The sequence below is a fragment of the Duganella paludis genome (assembly GCF_054461335.1).
In genome coordinates this window covers 764,270-780,249 of record NZ_CM136922.1, presented here as the reverse complement: position 1 = coordinate 780,249, position 15,980 = coordinate 764,270, and the positions used below count along the sequence as shown (strand labels likewise).

Here is a 15,980-nt window from a genome sequence, read left to right as displayed (position 1 = left end):
CGGTTGGTTTTACAGCTTCTTAGATACCGCGCAGCAGTTCGTTGATGCCGGTTTTCGAGCGGGTCTGCGCATCGACGCGCTTGACGATCACCGCGCAGTACAGCGAGTACTTGCCGTCGTCCGAAGGCAGCGAGCCCGATACCACCACCGAACCCGAAGGCACGCGGCCGTAGGTCACTTCGCCGGTGGTGCGGTCGTAGATCTTGGTCGACTGGCCGATGTACACGCCCATCGAGATCACCGAGTTCTCTTCCACGATCACGCCTTCAACGATCTCCGAACGCGCGCCGATGAAGCAGTTGTCTTCGATGATGGTTGGATTGGCCTGCATCGGTTCCAGCACGCCGCCGATGCCGACGCCGCCCGACAGGTGGACGTTCTTGCCGATCTGCGCGCACGAACCGACGGTGGCCCAGGTGTCGACCATCGCGCCTTCATCGACATACGCGCCGATGTTGACGTAGGAAGGCATCAGCACCACGTTCTTGGCGATGAAGGAACCGCGACGCGCCACGGCCGGCGGCACCACGCGGAAGCCGCCCTTGGCGAAATCGTCGGCGGTGTAGTTGGCGAACTTGGTCGGAACCTTGTCGTAGAACTGCATGGTGCCGTCCGAAGGCAGGACCACGTTGTTCTCCAGGCGGAACGACAGCAGCACGGCCTTCTTGACCCACTGGTTCACTACCCAGGTGCCGGTGGCTTTGTCGGCTACGCGGATGGTGCCGTTGTCCAGGCCTGCCAGCACGTGGTTGACGGCGTCGCGCAGTTCGGCGGAGCCGTTGGCCGGGTTGATGTTCGCGCGGTCTTCCCAGGCGGTTTCGATGATGTTCTTGAGTTGTTGGGTCATGATCTTCAGCTTTATTTGTTAAGGGACTTGCAGAATTGGACGATGCGCTGCGCCGCTTCCAGGCCTTCCGCCGTTTCGGCGACCAGCGCCATGCGGATGCGGTTGCGGCCCGGATTGATGCCGTGCGCCTCGCGCGCCAGATAACTACCCGGCAGGACGGTGACATTATATTCCGCGTACAGGCGCTGGGCGAAGTCGGTGTCGGTCAGGCCGGTGCGGCTGACGTCGGCCCACAGGTAGAAGCCGGCGTCCGGCAGTTCCACATCCAGCACGTCCTGCAGCAGCGGGGTGATGGCGTTGAACTTGGCGCGGTATTGTTCGCGGTTTTGTTCGACATGGGTTTCGTCGTTCCAGGCCGCGATCGACGCAGCTTGCACGGAGAGGCTCATGGCGCCGCCGTGATAGGTGCGGTACAACAGGAATTTTTTCAGTACTTCGGCGTCGCCGGCCACAAAGCCCGAACGCATGCCCGGCACGTTGGAGCGCTTCGACAGGCTGCTGAACACCACCAGGCGTGCATACGGCCGGTCGATGGTGGCCAGGCCCAGTTGATGGGCCGCTTCCATGGCGCCCAGCGGCGGTTGTTCGCCGTGGTAGATTTCGGAGTAGCACTCGTCGGCGGCGATCACGAAGTTGTAGCGCTCCGACAGGGCGAACAGGTTTTCCCAGTCGGTCAGCGACAGTACGGCGCCGGTCGGATTGCCGGGCGAGCAGACGAACAGCAGGGCCACGCGCTTCCAGACTTCTTCCGGAATGCTGTCGTAGTCGCAGCCGAAATTGCGGGCCGGGTCGGAGTTGACGAAGTAGGGCTCGGCGCCGGCCAGGTAAGCCGCGCCTTCGTAAATTTGATAGAACGGATTCGGGCTCACCACGATCGACTTGGCGTCCTTGTCGATGACCGCCTGTGCCAGCGCAAACAGCGCCTCGCGCGAACCGTTCACCGGCAGCACCTGGGTGGCCGGGTTCAGCTTGGGCAGGTTGTAGCGGCGTTCTAGCCAGCCGGCGATGGCCGCGCGCATTTCGGGCGAGCCGATGGTGGTCGGGTACACGGCCAGGCCGGACAGGTTGTCGGCCAGCGCCTGTTCGATGAATTTCGGCGTAGGATGCTTGGGTTCACCCATGCCCAGGCTGATGGCTTTGTGCTGCGGGCTGGCGGTGACTTGCTCAAACAGCAGGCGCAGTTTTTCAAACGGGTAAGGGTGCAGCTTGTCGAGAAGTGGATTCATAGTCTTCGATTATAGCGCCCTTACGCGTGCCCGGTCATCCATGCTAAATTATTAAAATAATCGAATAGACAATCAGGGGCGGGGCAATGGAGCAGAACGAGATCGCACTGGAAGCGCAGGTCAGCCGCAAGGTGATGGCAGCGCGGCTGGCGATAGGACTGGTACAGGGATTGCTGCTGTACTGGCTCTACGCCGCCGCGCGCGACGTCGCCTGGCCGGCCACCGCGCCTTATCTGATGGGGCCTCTGGTCACCGTGCTGCTGATACTGCCGGTGTTGCTGATCTCCAGCCTGGGCCACCTGGCGCCACGGCAGGTGGCCGCGTGGCTGCTGGCTGCGCTGGCCGTGCTGCTGGCGATGTCGCTGCACGACGTGTGGCGCGGCCTGAACTCGCAGTCCCTGCTCAGCAACTGGGACCGCAATCCCTACTATGCGCCGTCCGTGCCGCTGGTGGTCTACAGCGTCGTGCTGTTCTTCATCGCCCACACGCTGGTGCTGGCCGGCGCGCAGGAGGGCAGGCGTATCGCCGGCTACAACGCGTACTTCGAAACGGCGTGGAAGCTGGCTATACAACTGTTGTTTTCCGCCTTCTTCGTTGGCGCGCTGTTCGTGGTGCTGTTCATGGGCGCGGAGTTGTTCATGCTGGTGAAGTTGAGCTTCCTACGCGAACTGCTGCGGGAATCCTGGTTCAACGTGCCGGTGATCTGTACCGCTTTTTCCTGCGCCATGCATGTGACGGATGTGCGCCCGGCCATCGTGCGCGGCATCCGCACCTTGCTGCTGGTGCTGATGTCGTGGATTCTGCCGGTGGCCGTGGTGCTGGTGACGGGCTTCCTGTGCGCGCTGCCTTTCACCGGCCTGACGGCGCTGTGGGAGACGCGTCACGCCACCTCGGTGCTGCTGGCGACGGCGGCGCTGCTGCTGGTGCTCATCAACGCCGCCTTCCAGAACGGCGAGGCGCTGGTGGCGCTGCCGTTGCGCGTGGGCGCGCGCACCGCCGCGATCCTGATCCTGCCGGTGACGCTGGTCGGCATCTACGCGCTCGGCCTGCGGGTGGTGCAGTATGGCTGGACCTCGGACCGGGTGATCGCCGCCGCCTGCCTGCTGGTGGCCTTGTTCTACGCCGCCGGTTATCTGTGGGCGGCGTATCAGTATGACACCTGGCTCAAGCCGGTCAGCATGGTCAATGTGTGGGGCGCGTTCCTGGTGATGGCGGTGCTGCTGGCGTTGTTCACGCCGATCGCCGATCCGGCCCGCATCGGCGTGAACAGCCAGATGGCGCGGCTGGCCAAGGGCAAGACCGCTGCCGCCGATTTTGATTTCCGCTATCTGCGCTTTGAGGGCGGGCGTTATGGCAGGGCGGCTCTGGAGGAGCTGAAGCAGCGCAGCGCCGGCGCGGATGCAGCGCTGCTGCAGCGCGAGGCCACCGCCATGCTGGCGCTGGCCGACAAAGACCGCTGGCAGCCATCCCAACGCGCCACCGCGCCGGTTGCCGTGGCCGACAACCTGACCGTGTGGCCCGCCGGCGCGCAACTGCCGGCCAGCTTTCTGGCGCAGAAATGGGAGACGGTGCCGGATCTTCAGAAGCTCGATTGCCTGAGCCGGAAGGAAGGCAAGTGCGACGCGTTTGTGATCGACGCCGATGGCGACGGCAAGCCGGAGGTGCTGTTGTTCGACAAGGCGGAGCACGGCGCCGGGCAGTTGTATGCCGAGGGCATCGATGGTGTCTGGGGCGTCGTCGCCGCCATCGCTTATCGTCACGCGAGCTGCAAGCCGCTGCTGGAAAAGCTGCGCAAGGGAGAATTCGCGATGGTGGCGCCGCGCTTCAAGGATCTGGAGGTCGGTGGCGTAAGGGTGGAATTTGATCGCCGGGGCGCCGCGAAGGACGAGTGCGAAAAACTCAAGTAGACGCGCCTTGCAGCGGGCAGGCCTGCATGTCGTCGCCGAGGCGGCGGGCCAGTTCGCCGCGCAGCATTTGCAGTCCGCTGATGCGCGTGTCGATATCGGCCAGCTTGCGCTCCAGCGCCGCGCGCAATTGTGGCGCGGCGGCTTCCGGCTCGGTCAGCAGCGGCAAGTCGGCCTCGATCTCGGCGAGCGTAAAGCCGAGCGTCTGCGCCAGCCGGATGTAGCGCAGCCAGTCGACGGCTTCCGGCGGATAGTCGCGGTAGCCGTTGGCGCTGCGGCGCGCGCGCAGCAGCCCGCGCTTTTCATAAAAGCGCAAAGTGTCGCGGCTCAAGCCGGTGGCGCCGGCGATTTCTCCGATTTGCATGCAGGGTCTCCAAAGATCGCTTGACCCTGGAGTGTACTCCAGCCTTTAGCATGGCTCCATTCATTCCTTGGAGCTTTACATGCCGACGCCCGCCACTTTCCGCAAGATCGTCCTTGGCAGCGCGATCTATGACCTGCTCGTGACCGCGCCTTTCGCCACGCCGTGGAGCTTCGCCTTCGCGCACACGCAACTGGACAGCATCAACCAGGCGCTGGGTGGCGCGGCGCTGCCGGCTTTCACGCCGTTCCATGTGCTGTTCGCCTGCCTGCTAGGCAGCGTGGTGCTGGTGTGGGCCGCGCTGCGCATCAGCGATCCGCAGCAACGCTACGGCCGCTTCGATGGCGTCGCGCGGCTGCTGTTCAGCACCTGGATGGCGTGGGCGCTGGCGGCGACGGGAGCGCCGCTGCTGTGGCTCTTCGTGCTGCCCGAACTGGCGTGGGGCGCGGCCCAGTGGTTGCCGGTGCGTGCGGTAGGTCAACGCGTGCCGCAGTGAAGGTCAGGCGGCTTTGGCCAGCGCCTGCGGGCTGCTCCACACCTGCTGCGCTACGCGCATCATGTTGCGGCCGAGGACCAGCGCCACGTCGGTGTCGTTCATGCCGGTGCGGCGCAGCGCGGCCGGCAGCTCGCGCCAGACTTCGGGCGGCGTGAAGCTGGGCGGATGGTTCATGTCGTAGCCGGCCGAGGCGGGCCACCAGTGCGATGGATCGAAGACGCCCGGCGGCGTGTCGTCCAGGCCGGGCTGCTGGAAGCAGATGTCCAGGCCAATGCCCACGTGCTTGACGCCCACCAGCTCCGCCACATAGGCCGCGTGGCGCGCGACGTCGTCGGCGCACGGCTGCGCGCTGCCGAGGAAGAAGGACAGGCCTGAGATGCACACCACGCCACCGGTCCCCGCGCAGGCGCGGATCTGCTCATCGGTGACGTTGCGGCCGTGCGGCACCAGCGCATACGGATTGGCGTGGCTGAAGATCACCGGCTGCGACGACGCGCTCATGATCTCCAGGCTGCACAGGCGACCGGTGTGCGAACAGTCCATCAGGATGCCATTGTCGTTGACCGCCGCCACCATGCGATGGCCGAGCGGCGTCAGACCGCGCGCCACGTCGTGGCAGCCGTCGGCCACGCTGTTGTTGCGGTTGTAGGCGAAGTGGATCTGGCGCACGCCCAACTGGGCGTACAGCGCCACCATGTCCGGCTGGTCCAGCAGCGGCAGGGCGCCTTCCAGGTCGAAGCTGATCGCCATGCGGCCGTCGGCGGCGGCCTGGATGATGTCGTCCACGCTGGACACCAGCACATAGCGCGCCGGATCGGCCGCGATGGTGGCGCGGTAGCCTGCGATCACCGACATCACTTGCGAGATCGGGTTCATGTCCGCACCCACATTCAGCGAGACATAATTGACGCCGGCGGCGTGCAGCCGGTCCACCGGTGTGAAGTCGGCCAGCGGGTGTTGCGGCAGGCAAGCGTGGGCGTCCCAATTGATCATGATCGTCAGTGTGAAAGAAAAGTCTATGTTCCCATGAATGGCTGCGGAGGGCAATTCCGGCGCATGCTTTATACTCACTTCTTTTCACCCGTATTACGAAGGCCGACATGTCTTTTTCTTCGCTGGGCCTCGCACCCTCGCTGCTTAACGCAATTACCGAAATCGGTTACCTGGAGCCCACCGCCGTCCAGCGCGCCGCCATTCCCGCCATCCTGCGCGGCGAGGACGTGCTGGGCGCCGCGCAAACCGGTTCCGGCAAAACGGCCGCGTTCGCGCTGCCGTTGTTGCATGCGCTGCTCGACAAGCGCGGCAGCCAGCGCCAGGTGCACGGCCTGATCCTGGTGCCCACGCGCGAGCTGGCGGCGCAGGTGGCCGATTCGGTGCGCAAGCTGGTGTCGCATTTGCCGACCACGCTCAAGGTGCAAGTGGTGTTCGGCGGCGTGTCGATCAACCCGCAGATGATGGCGCTACGCGGCGGCACGGACATCCTGATCGCCACGCCCGGCCGCCTGCTGGACCTGATCGACCACAATGCGGTGAAGCTGTCGCAGACCGCCATGCTGGTGCTGGACGAGGCGGACCGCCTGCTGGACCTGGGCTTCAGCGAAGAGCTGAACCGCATCCTGGAACTGCTGCCGCAGCAGCGCCAGAACCTGTTCTTCTCGGCGACCTTCCCGCCGGCGGTGCAGAAGCTGGCCGACACCATCCTGAAACAGCCGACCCGCGTCGAAGTGTTGTCCGCGCCGGCCGACCAGCCGAATATCGCGCAGCGCGCCATCGAAGTCGATGTGGCGCGCCGCACCATGCTGCTCAAGCACCTGATCCTGGAGCACGAGTGGCCGGCGGTGATGGTGTTCGTCGCTACCAAGTACGCATCGGACCATGTGGCCGATAAACTCAACCGCAACGGCATCCACGCCGCGTCCTTCCACGGAGAGCTGAGCCAGGGCGCGCGCACCGAGACGCTGACTGACTTCCGCTCCGGTCACCTGCAGGTGCTGGTGGCGACCGACATGGCGGCGCGCGGCATCGACATCGCCCGCCTGCCGGCCGTGGTCAACTACGATTTGCCGCGTTCGGCCGTCGACTACACGCACCGCATCGGCCGCACCGGCCGCGCCGGCGAGAGCGGCGTGGCGATCAGCTTCGTCACCGTCGAGGCGGAGCCGCATTTTCGCCTGATCGAAAAGCGCCAGGCGCAGCGCGTGCCGCGCGAGGTCGTCGCCGGTTTCGAGCGCACCGACGAAGCGCCGGTGGTCAGCGCCGTCACCGACACCATCAATGGCGGCATCAAGGGCAAGCGCAAGAGCAAGAAGGACAAGCTGCGCGAAGCCGCCGCCGCCGGCGAATAGTCCCGGCGCTCAGGGCGCCGCAGGCCGGTACAGCTTGCGGTAGGCGGACGGCGAGGTGCGCAAGGTCGCCTGGAAGTGCTGGCGCAGCGACAGCGCCGAGCCGAAGCCCGCTTCCTGCGCCACCATCTCTATCGATACATCGCTGCTTTCCAGCAGCCGCTGCGCGTGCGTCACGCGCTGGTTCAGCAGCCATTGCTTGAACGAGGTGCCGGTGGCGTCGCGGAAGTGGCGCGTGAAATTGCGCCGGCTCATGGCGGCGCGCGCCGCCAGCGCGTCGATGCTATGGTTCTCCGCGAGATGCTGGTTCACCCATTCCAGCACTTGTGCGAAGCGGTCGTCGCTGCCGCTCACCGGCACCGGGCGCTCGATGAACTGGGCTTGCCCGCCTTGACGGTGCGGCGCCACCACCAGCTGCCGCGCGACGTGGTTGGCCACCTCCGCGCCGCACAGCTGGCGCAGCAGGTGCAGGCAGCAATCCAGTCCCGCCGCCACGCCGGCCGACGTCAACACCCCATCATCCACATACAGCACTTCGCGGTCGACGGCGACGGTGGGATGGCGTTCGGCCAGCGCATCGGCGAACGACCAGTGGGTGGTGGCGCTGCGGCCATCCAGCAAGCCCGCTTCGGCCAGCGGGAAGGCGCCGAGGCACAGGCCGACGATGCGGGCGCCGCGCCGGTGCGCGCGCTTCAGCGCCTCCAGCAGCACCGCCGGCGCCGGGCGGCAGTCGTCGTGCCAGGTCGGCAGGATGACGATGTCGGCCCGGCTCAGCGCCTGCAGGCCGTGCCGCACGCTGATGTCGAAGCCGCCCGTGGTGCTGAGCGGCGACGGATCGGCCGAGCAGATCGTGAGGTCGAAGGCGGCGTCGCGGAACACCATGCCCGGTACGGACAGGTGGAAGGGCGTGATGCCGTCGAACGCGATCACGGCGATGCGGTAGTTGCGGCTGGCGGGAGTGTTCATGGCCCAATTATATCGTTTGTATGCCTTCGGGCCACTGTCGGCCTGGCGCGCGCAAGCGCACAATGTCTCTCATCGTAACCCAATACAGGAGAAACACCATGCGCCGCGCCCTGATCGTCATCGACGTACAAAACGAATACTTCACCGGCAATATGAAGATTGAATATCCGCCGGTGGCCGTGAGCCTGCCGAACATCACCCGCGCCATGGATGCTGCGCGCGCCGCCGGGATTCCGGTGGTGATGGTGCAGCACGACGCGCCGGAACAGTCGCCGATCTTCGCCAAGGGTTCGCCATCCTGGCAGCTGCACGACGAGGTGGCCAAGCGCGGTTCAAGCCACCATATCAACAAGACCTATGCCAGCGTGTTCACCGGCACCGACCTGTCGCAGTGGGTGGCCGACAACGCCATCGACACGATGACCATCGTCGGCTACATGACGCACAACTGCGATGCCGCGACCATCTACGAGGCGGCGCACAAGGGACTGTCGGTGGAGTTTTTGTCGGACGCCAGCGGTTCGCCGTCGTACGAGAACGCGGCCGGCAAGGCCAGCGCGGAAGAGATTCACCGCGTTTTCAGCACGGTGTTCCATACGGGCTTTGCGGCCGTGGCGAGCACCGAGCAATGGCTGGGCGCCGTGGCTGAGGGCAAGTCGCTGGAGCGCGACAATATCTACCTGTCGGTCCAGCGCACGCTGAAGGCTGCCGCGTAAGGCTAGCCGCCGACGCGTTTCGGTTTGTGGCCGAGCTTTGTCAGCTCGGCCATCACGCGTTCGCAATGGTCGCCCTGGATTTCAAGCACGCCGTCCTTGGCGGTGCCGCCCGAGCCGCATGCGGCGCGCAGCTGTTTGCCCAGTGCGGCCAGCGCGTCGGCGTCGAGCGGCAGGCCGCGCACCAGCGTGACGGTCTTGCCGCCGCGTCCCTTCGATTCGCGCGAGACCTTGACGTTGCCGTCGCCGGCCGGCTTGGCCTTGGCGGCGCTCTTGCAGATGCATTCGGTGAGCGGCTTGCGGCAGTCCGGGCACATGCGGCCCGTTTCGGTGGAGTAGACGAGGGCCATGGTTTAATCCTTCAGCAGTCGCGGCATCATGATGTCGAAGAAGCGCTGCTGGTCCGAAGCCAGGCACACTTGCGCGTTCGGCTTGCCGGGCAGTTCGCGCGTGTAGCCTTCGTTGTCGACCAGGATGCGGAGTGACGCGGTGGGGCAGACCGCTGGATCGATCAGCCAGGCCACCGGCACCACGTCGAACAGCGACGGCATGTTGCTGGACCATGGCTGGTAGGCGTCGATCCATTGGTGGTAGAGCAGGGCCAGCGCGTCGGTGACCGGCGAGCCGTGGCCCAGCAGGGCGTTGCGCTCCACTTCATCAAGGCGGATCTGGGTCGAGTCGAGCGGCATCATGACGATCGGCACGCCGGAGGTGAACAGTTTTTGCGCGGCCGGGATGTCGGAGACGATGTTGTATTCCTTGTCCACCGGGCGTGACGGCACGTACTGCGATTTGCGGTAGCCGACGCGCACCGAGCCGCCCATCATGGCGACCTGTTTGAGTTTGCCGAAGGTGGCGGCGTCGCGCGTGATGGCGGCGCCGATGTTGGTCAGCGGGCCGAGAGCCACCAGCGTGATCTGGCCGGGCTGGCGCTTGATCTGGTCCAGCATGAAATCGACCGCGTCCAGTTTCGCCGGCAGCTTGCCGCGCTGGGCGTAGCGTGCTTGCGTGAGCGGTTGCGGATTGCCGGTGGTGGCGATGCCTTGGGCGACAGGGATGTTGCTGTGGCCTGTTTCGCGCAGCAGGCGTTCCAGCAGTTGCGCGCGCAGGGCGGTGTCGCCCCAGGCGGTGGTGATGCCGATGATTTCCAGCTCGGGGCTTTGCAGCAGCAGGGCGAGGGCGAAGGCGTCGTCGATGTCGTCGCCGATGTCCATGTCGACGATGACTTTATGCGGCGCGGCCTGCGCAGGTGCGGTAAATACGGCGCACGACAGCGCCAGTGCGGTGAACAGCCCGCGCAGCGGCCGGGAGAGGGAGTAGGCCATGTAAATCCTTGATTCGGTGGAAGCAGGATTTTACAGGAAGCCGGCGGGCCTTATTTCGGCGCCTTTATTTCCGCTTGTTTGCCGGCGACGATGTCGATGCGGCGCTTGATGCGCTGGGCTTCGGCGCTGTCGCCGGCTTGTTCGGCGCGCATGGCTTGCACGCCGAGCCAGGCCAGCAACGGCCGGCGCCAGCCTTGGGCGGAGGCGGTTTCCACCGCATCGGTCAGCACTTGCGGACTGGCTTTGCCCGCGCGCAGCAGCACGCCGCTGGCCACCAGCCTGGAAAGCGGATCGGCGATGGCTTGCACGGCGCCGGCGTCGGCCGCCGCTGCGGCGCTGGCGGTGATGGCGGCGATGGGCTGGTGCTGCGCTGGCAGCAGGGGCGTGTCGGCGGCGGTGGCGCGGCCGGCGAGGTAGGCGGCGTAGGCGCGGTCGGCCGGGCTGGCGTCCTGCGCCAGCTTGTCGTAGCCGGCGCAGTCCTCGAACACCAGCGAGGCCACGCGCGCGGCGCACTGGATAAGCTCCGCGCGGACAATCAGGTCTATTTTGCCGGTGCTGGCCAGCGCTTCGCGTGCGCGCTTGGCTTCAGCAGCTTCCACGCGCGCGTTGCCGGACATGTAGGCCGAGGTGGCGCGCTCGATGCTGCTGTGCGCATTCATCTGCCAATCCGGCACCGGGGGATTATTGCCGCAGCCGGCCAGTAAGGTGGTGGCGACGCTGGCGATGACGATGGTCTTCTTCATGGCAGCTTGATCTCCGTATCGCGCTTGAACGGCCACTTGCGGTTGATTTCATTCACCAACTGCTCCACCCGCCGCAAGCTGCTTTCCACTTCGCCGCGCAGCGTGCCCAGATCGGCCGTGGCCTCCTTGGTGTTGGACGCCACCGCCTGCGCCTCCACCAGCACCGCATCCATTTTCTTGAGCGAGTTGCGCGCATCCGCAAGCAGACCATTAAGCTGAACGATGGTGGCCTGCGCATCCGTCACCACGCCTTTCTGACCGAAGACTCGTTCGTCGGCATGGCCGATCAAGCTGTCGGCTTTCACCGCCAGCGCATTCACGGTCACCAGCAGCTTGTTGGCGCGCTCGGTCAACTGCTGCGCGTTTTTGTCATCGCCGGCGATCAGGCCCATGGCGCCGTGCGGGCCATTGAGCTTGCCGGTCACGCCGGCCACGTTGGCCAGGCTGGCGGCCAAAGCCGAATTTTCCGCCGTCAGCTCGTTCAGGTTTTGCAGCAGATCGCGCGCCGCTGACAGCAGCCGGGGAATCTCGGCGCCCGGATCGCCCACCAGCAGCGCGCGCGCCGCACCGTCTTCCAGCGCCGGATCGGTCGGAATGCCGCTGAAGGCGCGCAGCTTGGCGCCGCCCACCAGCCCGCGCTCCAGCGTGAAGATGCTGGAACTGCGCAGCCAATGCGCATCCTTGCGCGGCACGTCCACCACCACGCGCGCCTTGCCTTCCTGGCTCAATTCAATACGCCGCACGCGGCCGATAGGGAAGCCGGCGAAGGTGACGTCCATGCCGACCACCACGCCTTCGGAATCGTCGGCCTGCAGGATCAGCGTCTGCGTGGTCTCGAACGCCCCGCGCGCGTACAGCAAGTAGAGCGCCGATCCCAGCACCAGCGCCACCATCAGCGCCAGCAGCATGGCCGCCTTGAATTCGGCGTTGCGCACCGGCGCGGCTTCGTTGTTTTGTTCTGTCATATCAGTAGTAATTACCCATGAGCGAGGCGACTTCGATGAGGAGCATGACGGCGAACAGCCGCACCATGTCCGACAGGCCGCGCGACACCTTGGCGAGGCCGGAGTAAAAAGAGGATGCCATCGGAATCAGCCCGACGGCAAAGCTGAAGAACACGATCTTCAGCACCAGGATCAAGGTCACGGCGGGATTGAACACCTGGCCGACCACGCGCGTGTAGCCGGCCAGCGCCCATGGCGTGAAGCCGTAGAGCGTCACGTAGGCCAGGAACAGCGTCAGCACACAGCTGACCGCCGCCAGCAGCCAGACGGCAAAAATGCCGGCCACCACGCGCGGGAAGAACTCGCCGTGCAGCTCTTCCTCGGTGGCGGCGGCCATGTTGCGCTTCTGCGCGAATTCCAGCCCGGCGGGCAGGGTGGTGCGCAGGGCGACAAAGGCGGCGGCGGTCAGCGGGATCAGTTCCAGCACCAGCACGCGCACCACCATCTCCAGCGCGAAACGCGACAGGCCGTAGCTTTGCGACGTCACCACCACGATGCGGATCAGCACCAGGCTGACCAGGGCGGACAGCACGCCGTACCAGGCCAGGTTGGGTGCGGTGTCGGCCACCAGGTGGCGCGCCAGGACGGGGCGCCGGTCGCCGCCGTAGCTGGATGGAGTAAGCGCGAGGGAAAACATCAGCACCGCGAAATGCAGCAGGCGCCACCAGCTGTGCATCCAGGCGACAGCGCCTTGATGCAGTCTTTGCAGGATGCCCAGTGTGGATGCTTGCGTGTTCATCTTGGCATATTAGCACCGCCGCGCCGGGGGCAGGCGTACAGTTACGGGTCGGGGAAGCTGGCGATGATGGCGTCGGCCGCCGCCCGCACGCGGGCGCTGCGGCTCAAATCGGCGTGCATCACCAGCCAGACATCGTAGTGGTCGACCCGCTCCGGCCAGATGCGCACCAGGCGCTTGTCGCCGTCGGCCATGTGGCAGGGCAGTTCGGTCACGCCCATGCCCAGCCGCGCCGCCTCGATCATCGCCAGCCCGCTGTTGACCTCCATCGCCACGCGCGCGTTGTGCACCGGTTCGAAACAGATCTTTTCCTGGTGGCGCGGCGCCACCGAGGCCTGGTAGATCACGATGTCGTGTCCCGCCAGGCCGTTGCCCGGTTGCGGCATGCCGCGCGCCTTCAGATAGGCCGGCGTGGCGTAGAGGCCCATGCTGCGCCGGGTCAGATGGCGCGAGATCAGGTCCGGGCTGGTGGGCTTGAGCGTACGCACCGCCAGGTCGGCTTCGCGTCGCGTCAGGCTGGTGATGCCGGTGCTGGTACTGAGCACGATGCGGATATCGGGATGCTGCAGGTGCAGCCGCTGCATGGCGCCGATGACGAAGTGCGCGGCCATGGTGTCGGAGGTGGTGACGCGCACCACGCCCGACAGGCGGTTGTCGATGCCCTGCATCTCGCGCTGGAACTGCAGCGCGGCGTGCTCCATCTTCTCGGCCGCGCTGACGGCCAGTTCGCCGGCCGGCGTGGCCATGTAGCCGGACGGCGTGCGCAGGAACAGGCGCGCGCCCAGCGAGGATTCCAGCGCGTTGAGGCGGCGGCCGACGGTGGCCTGGTCGATGTCGAGCAGCGCTGCGGCCGAGCGCAGCGTGCCTTTGCGATAGATGGCGAGGAAGATCCGCGCGTTGTCCCAGTCCATAGTGGTCTCCAGCGTGATGCATTTTTGCATCAGAGCGCTGATGTTATGCGTATTTACTGCATCAGGCAAGCGGCCTACCATGACGCCATGAATACCTCCACCATTGCGGCGCCGGCGCGCCAGGTTCCTCCCTTGTTGATGCTGATGACGCTGGCCATCGGCTTTGTGATGGCGATGATCGACGTCACCGCCGTCAATACCGCGCTGTCGGATATCGCGCTCAACCTGTCGGTGCCGCTCACCGGGCTGGTTTGGGTGGTGGACGGCTACACACTGACCTTCGCCGCGCTGCTGATGGCCGGCGGCGCGCTGGCGGATCGTTTCGGCCCCAAGACTGTGTATCAGGGCGGACTGAGTGTCTTCATCCTCGGTTCGATCCTGTGTGCGCTGGCGCCGAGCGGCCATGCGCTGGTGGCGGCGCGTTTGCTGCAGGGTGCTGGGGCGGCGCTGTTCATGCCGAGTTCTCTCAGTTTGCTGACGCATGCGTATGAAGACCAGGCGACACGGGCGCGCATGCTGGGGACGTGGTCGGCGATTGTCGGCTGTTCGTCGGCGGCCGGGCCGCTGGTGGGCGGGGTGCTGGTCCACGAATTCGGCTGGCGCAGCGTGTTTTGGGTGAATGTGCCGATTGGCTTGCTGGGCATCGTGCTGACGCAGGTGCTGGCGCCGGCCACGGCGCGGCATGCGCGTCATTTGTCGATGCTGAGTCATGCGCTGGGCGTGGTGGCGCTGGCGGCGTTGAGTTTTGTGCTGATCGAGGGGCCGGCGTTGGGATGGACTTCGGGCGGCGTGCTGTTGGCTGGCGTGGCGGCGGTGGCGACGGCCGCGCTGCTGGTGCGGCGTGAGCGCTCCGGGGCGCATCCCTTGCTGCCCAAGGCGCTGTTCGAGACGCCGGCTTTTGCGGCGGCCAATGGCGTTGGCTTCCTGATTAATTTTGCGGTGTTCGGGCAGTTGTTTTTGTTGAGTTTATTCATACAGCAGGGTGGGGCGGACGCGTTGCAGACCGGCGTCAAGCTGATTCCGATGATGGCGGCTTTCGCGGTTGGTAATCTGACTTCGGGCCGGATCACAGCGCGGGTTGGTACGCGGCCGCCGATGATGTATGGGTTGCTGGCGGGGCTGGTGATGGCGGTGTTGATGCTGGTCGGCCTGCGTCCGGATACGCCTTATTGGCTGCTGGTGGCGGCTGCGGTGGTGATGAATGTGGCGATCGGGATTGCGATTCCGGGCATGACGGCCACCGTGATGCTGGTGGCCGGCAAGGCGAATGCCAACAGCGCCGCCGCCGCGCTGAACGCCAACCGTCAGATCGGCGCCCTGGTTGGCGTGGCGATGATGGGGACCGTGATGCATGTGGCGCCGCAGTGGGCGCTGCGGCTGCCGTTGGCTTTCAGCTTGATTACAGCGGCATACGCAGGCGCTTTACTGCTGGTGTACCGCCACATCAAGCTGGGGCGGCCGGGCGCTTAAATGCCGCGCGATTGACGCCACTCGATCATCTCGGCGATGGTGAGGATCGGCATCCGGTGCTGCTCGGCGAAGCGTTCGATTTCCACCCCGCGCATCATGGTGCCGTCGGGGTTCATCAACTCGCACAGCACGGCCGACGGGTTCAGGCCGGCCATGGTGGCCAGGTCCACCGAACCTTCGGTGTGGCCTTTGCGCGCCAGTACCCCGCCCGGCGTCGCGCGCAACGGGAAGACGTGGCCCGGATGGACCAGGTCCGCCGGCCTGGCGTTGGCCGCCGTCGCCGCGCGGATGGTGGTCACCCGGTCGGCCGCCGACACGCCGGTGGTCACACCTACACGCGCTTCGATCGACACCGTGAACGGCGTGCCGTAACGGCTGCCGTTGTTGGCCGCCATCATCGGCAACTCCAGCTCGCGGACCTTGTCGGCGCTCAGGCACAGGCAGACGATGCCGCTGCATTCGCGGATCATCATGGCCATGGTCTGCACGGTCATTTTTTCGGCGGCGACGATCAGGTCCGCTTCGTTCTCGCGGTCGAAATCATCGAGCAGGATAACCGGCACGCCGGCGCGCATGGCTTCCAGCGCCGCGTGAATGCGGCCTTCCAGATCATCGGATACCAGGGAGTAGGGAGAATGGTTGGATACTACGGATTGGTCAGACATTGGTGAAACGCTCCTCGCAAAGATAGGCGAAAAACGCGACAGGGCAAGCGAATACGCGCAGCCTGCCATGCCACAGGTGGCTGGCAGGCTGCGTAAACCGCACATCTTCTTTCATCCGGACTTTAACCGTCGGCCCTGGAATTACACCAGATCTGCGCCTGAGCGCTCGCGGGCTTAGTTTTGTAAACTTTACCGCCGGTGGGGATTTTCACCCCGCCCCGAAGACGTTGTGTTGTTACCCGCCGGACGGCGGGCCGGAGGATTCTAGCCC

The 15,980-nt window shown here is 65.6% G+C and carries 17 protein-coding genes and 1 riboswitch; of the genes, 5 read left to right on the top strand and 12 right to left on the bottom strand.

What is annotated here, in order from left to right; all coding sequences use genetic code 11:
• Positions 1-19 precede the first annotated feature (19 nt).
• Both dapD and dapC read right to left on the bottom strand, forming a co-directional pair.
• Positions 20-847 (bottom strand): 2,3,4,5-tetrahydropyridine-2,6-dicarboxylate N-succinyltransferase, encoded by an 828-nt coding sequence (dapD, locus tag ACXZ1M_RS03520; RefSeq protein WP_459051829.1) that lies wholly within the window; start codon positions 845-847, stop codon positions 20-22.
• An 11-nt stretch (positions 848-858) separates the two neighbouring features.
• On the bottom strand, positions 859-2,073 hold the full coding sequence (dapC, locus tag ACXZ1M_RS03515) for a succinyldiaminopimelate transaminase (protein WP_459051828.1): 1,215 nt from the start codon (positions 2,071-2,073) through the stop codon (positions 859-861).
• An 86-nt stretch (positions 2,074-2,159) separates the two neighbouring features.
• Between dapC and ACXZ1M_RS03510 the strand changes: the two genes are divergently transcribed.
• A complete protein-coding gene (locus tag ACXZ1M_RS03510; protein ID WP_459051827.1) occupies positions 2,160-3,980 on the top strand; it encodes a DUF4153 domain-containing protein in 1,821 nt (606 codons plus the stop codon).
• Here ACXZ1M_RS03510 and ACXZ1M_RS03505 read toward each other — a convergent pair.
• Positions 3,973-4,341 carry a MerR family transcriptional regulator gene (locus ACXZ1M_RS03505; RefSeq protein WP_459051826.1) on the bottom strand — a complete coding sequence of 123 codons (369 nt, stop codon included), beginning with the start codon at positions 4,339-4,341 and terminating at the stop codon, positions 3,973-3,975. The two genes, ACXZ1M_RS03510 and ACXZ1M_RS03505, sit on opposite strands and share 8 nt — an antisense overlap.
• Before the next feature lie 79 nt (positions 4,342-4,420).
• On the opposite strand from ACXZ1M_RS03505, the gene ACXZ1M_RS03500 reads away from it, so the two are divergent.
• Positions 4,421-4,834, top strand: a complete 414-nt coding sequence (locus tag ACXZ1M_RS03500) for a hypothetical protein (RefSeq protein ID WP_459051825.1) — start codon at positions 4,421-4,423, stop codon at positions 4,832-4,834.
• 3 nt (positions 4,835-4,837) lie between these two features.
• Here ACXZ1M_RS03500 and ACXZ1M_RS03495 read toward each other — a convergent pair whose 3' ends face one another.
• Complete coding sequence (locus tag ACXZ1M_RS03495; RefSeq protein WP_459051824.1) at positions 4,838-5,827, bottom strand: dipeptidase; 990 nt, start codon at positions 5,825-5,827, stop codon at positions 4,838-4,840.
• Between the two features lie 107 nt (positions 5,828-5,934).
• Between ACXZ1M_RS03495 and ACXZ1M_RS03490 the strand changes: the two genes are divergently transcribed.
• Positions 5,935-7,179, top strand: coding sequence for a DEAD/DEAH box helicase (locus tag ACXZ1M_RS03490; RefSeq protein ID WP_459051823.1), 1,245 nt, complete (start codon positions 5,935-5,937; stop codon positions 7,177-7,179).
• 9 nt (positions 7,180-7,188) lie between these two features.
• Here ACXZ1M_RS03490 and ACXZ1M_RS03485 read toward each other — a convergent pair whose 3' ends face one another.
• A complete protein-coding gene (locus tag ACXZ1M_RS03485) occupies positions 7,189-8,142 on the bottom strand; it encodes a GlxA family transcriptional regulator (RefSeq protein ID WP_459051822.1) in 954 nt (317 codons plus the stop codon).
• 98 nt (positions 8,143-8,240) lie between these two features.
• On the opposite strand from ACXZ1M_RS03485, the gene ACXZ1M_RS03480 reads away from it, so the two are divergent.
• Positions 8,241-8,858 carry a cysteine hydrolase family protein gene (locus ACXZ1M_RS03480; protein ID WP_459051821.1) on the top strand — a complete coding sequence of 206 codons (618 nt, stop codon included), beginning with the start codon at positions 8,241-8,243 and terminating at the stop codon, positions 8,856-8,858.
• A gap of 2 nt (positions 8,859-8,860) precedes the next feature.
• Here the strand turns inward: ACXZ1M_RS03480 and ACXZ1M_RS03475 are convergent, their stop codons facing one another.
• From ACXZ1M_RS03475 to ACXZ1M_RS03450, 6 genes are read right to left on the bottom strand one after another with little or no spacing between them, the layout of a single operon-like run.
• On the bottom strand, positions 8,861-9,205 hold the full coding sequence (locus tag ACXZ1M_RS03475; RefSeq protein WP_459051820.1) for a translation initiation factor Sui1: 345 nt from the start codon (positions 9,203-9,205) through the stop codon (positions 8,861-8,863).
• A gap of 3 nt (positions 9,206-9,208) precedes the next feature.
• The gene (locus ACXZ1M_RS03470; protein ID WP_459051819.1) at positions 9,209-10,180 is read right to left on the bottom strand and encodes a nucleoside hydrolase; all 972 of its coding nucleotides are present in this window, start codon (positions 10,178-10,180) and stop codon (positions 9,209-9,211) included.
• Positions 10,181-10,230: 50 nt separating this feature from the next.
• Positions 10,231-10,923, bottom strand: coding sequence for a hypothetical protein (locus ACXZ1M_RS03465; RefSeq protein WP_459051818.1), 693 nt, complete (start codon positions 10,921-10,923; stop codon positions 10,231-10,233).
• Complete coding sequence (locus ACXZ1M_RS03460; RefSeq protein ID WP_459051817.1) at positions 10,920-11,888, bottom strand: MlaD family protein; 969 nt, start codon at positions 11,886-11,888, stop codon at positions 10,920-10,922. Before ACXZ1M_RS03460 ends, ACXZ1M_RS03465 begins: the two co-directional genes overlap by 4 nt.
• Before the next feature lies 1 nt (position 11,889).
• Entirely contained in the window at positions 11,890-12,666 is a 777-nt protein-coding gene (locus ACXZ1M_RS03455; RefSeq protein WP_459051816.1) for an MlaE family ABC transporter permease, read from the bottom strand.
• Between the two features lie 41 nt (positions 12,667-12,707).
• Positions 12,708-13,574, bottom strand: a complete 867-nt coding sequence (locus tag ACXZ1M_RS03450) for a LysR family transcriptional regulator (RefSeq protein WP_459053968.1) — start codon at positions 13,572-13,574, stop codon at positions 12,708-12,710.
• A gap of 87 nt (positions 13,575-13,661) precedes the next feature.
• On the opposite strand from ACXZ1M_RS03450, the gene ACXZ1M_RS03445 reads away from it, so the two are divergent.
• Positions 13,662-15,044, top strand: coding sequence for an MFS transporter (locus ACXZ1M_RS03445; RefSeq protein ID WP_459051815.1), 1,383 nt, complete (start codon positions 13,662-13,664; stop codon positions 15,042-15,044).
• On the opposite strand, the gene ribB is transcribed toward ACXZ1M_RS03445, so the two are convergent.
• Positions 15,041-15,709, bottom strand: coding sequence for a 3,4-dihydroxy-2-butanone-4-phosphate synthase (gene ribB, locus ACXZ1M_RS03440; RefSeq protein WP_459051814.1), 669 nt, complete (start codon positions 15,707-15,709; stop codon positions 15,041-15,043). The two genes, ACXZ1M_RS03445 and ribB, sit on opposite strands and share 4 nt — an antisense overlap.
• Before the next feature lie 99 nt (positions 15,710-15,808).
• A riboswitch (FMN riboswitch) is annotated at positions 15,809-15,939 on the bottom strand.
• Positions 15,940-15,980 lie beyond the last annotated feature (41 nt).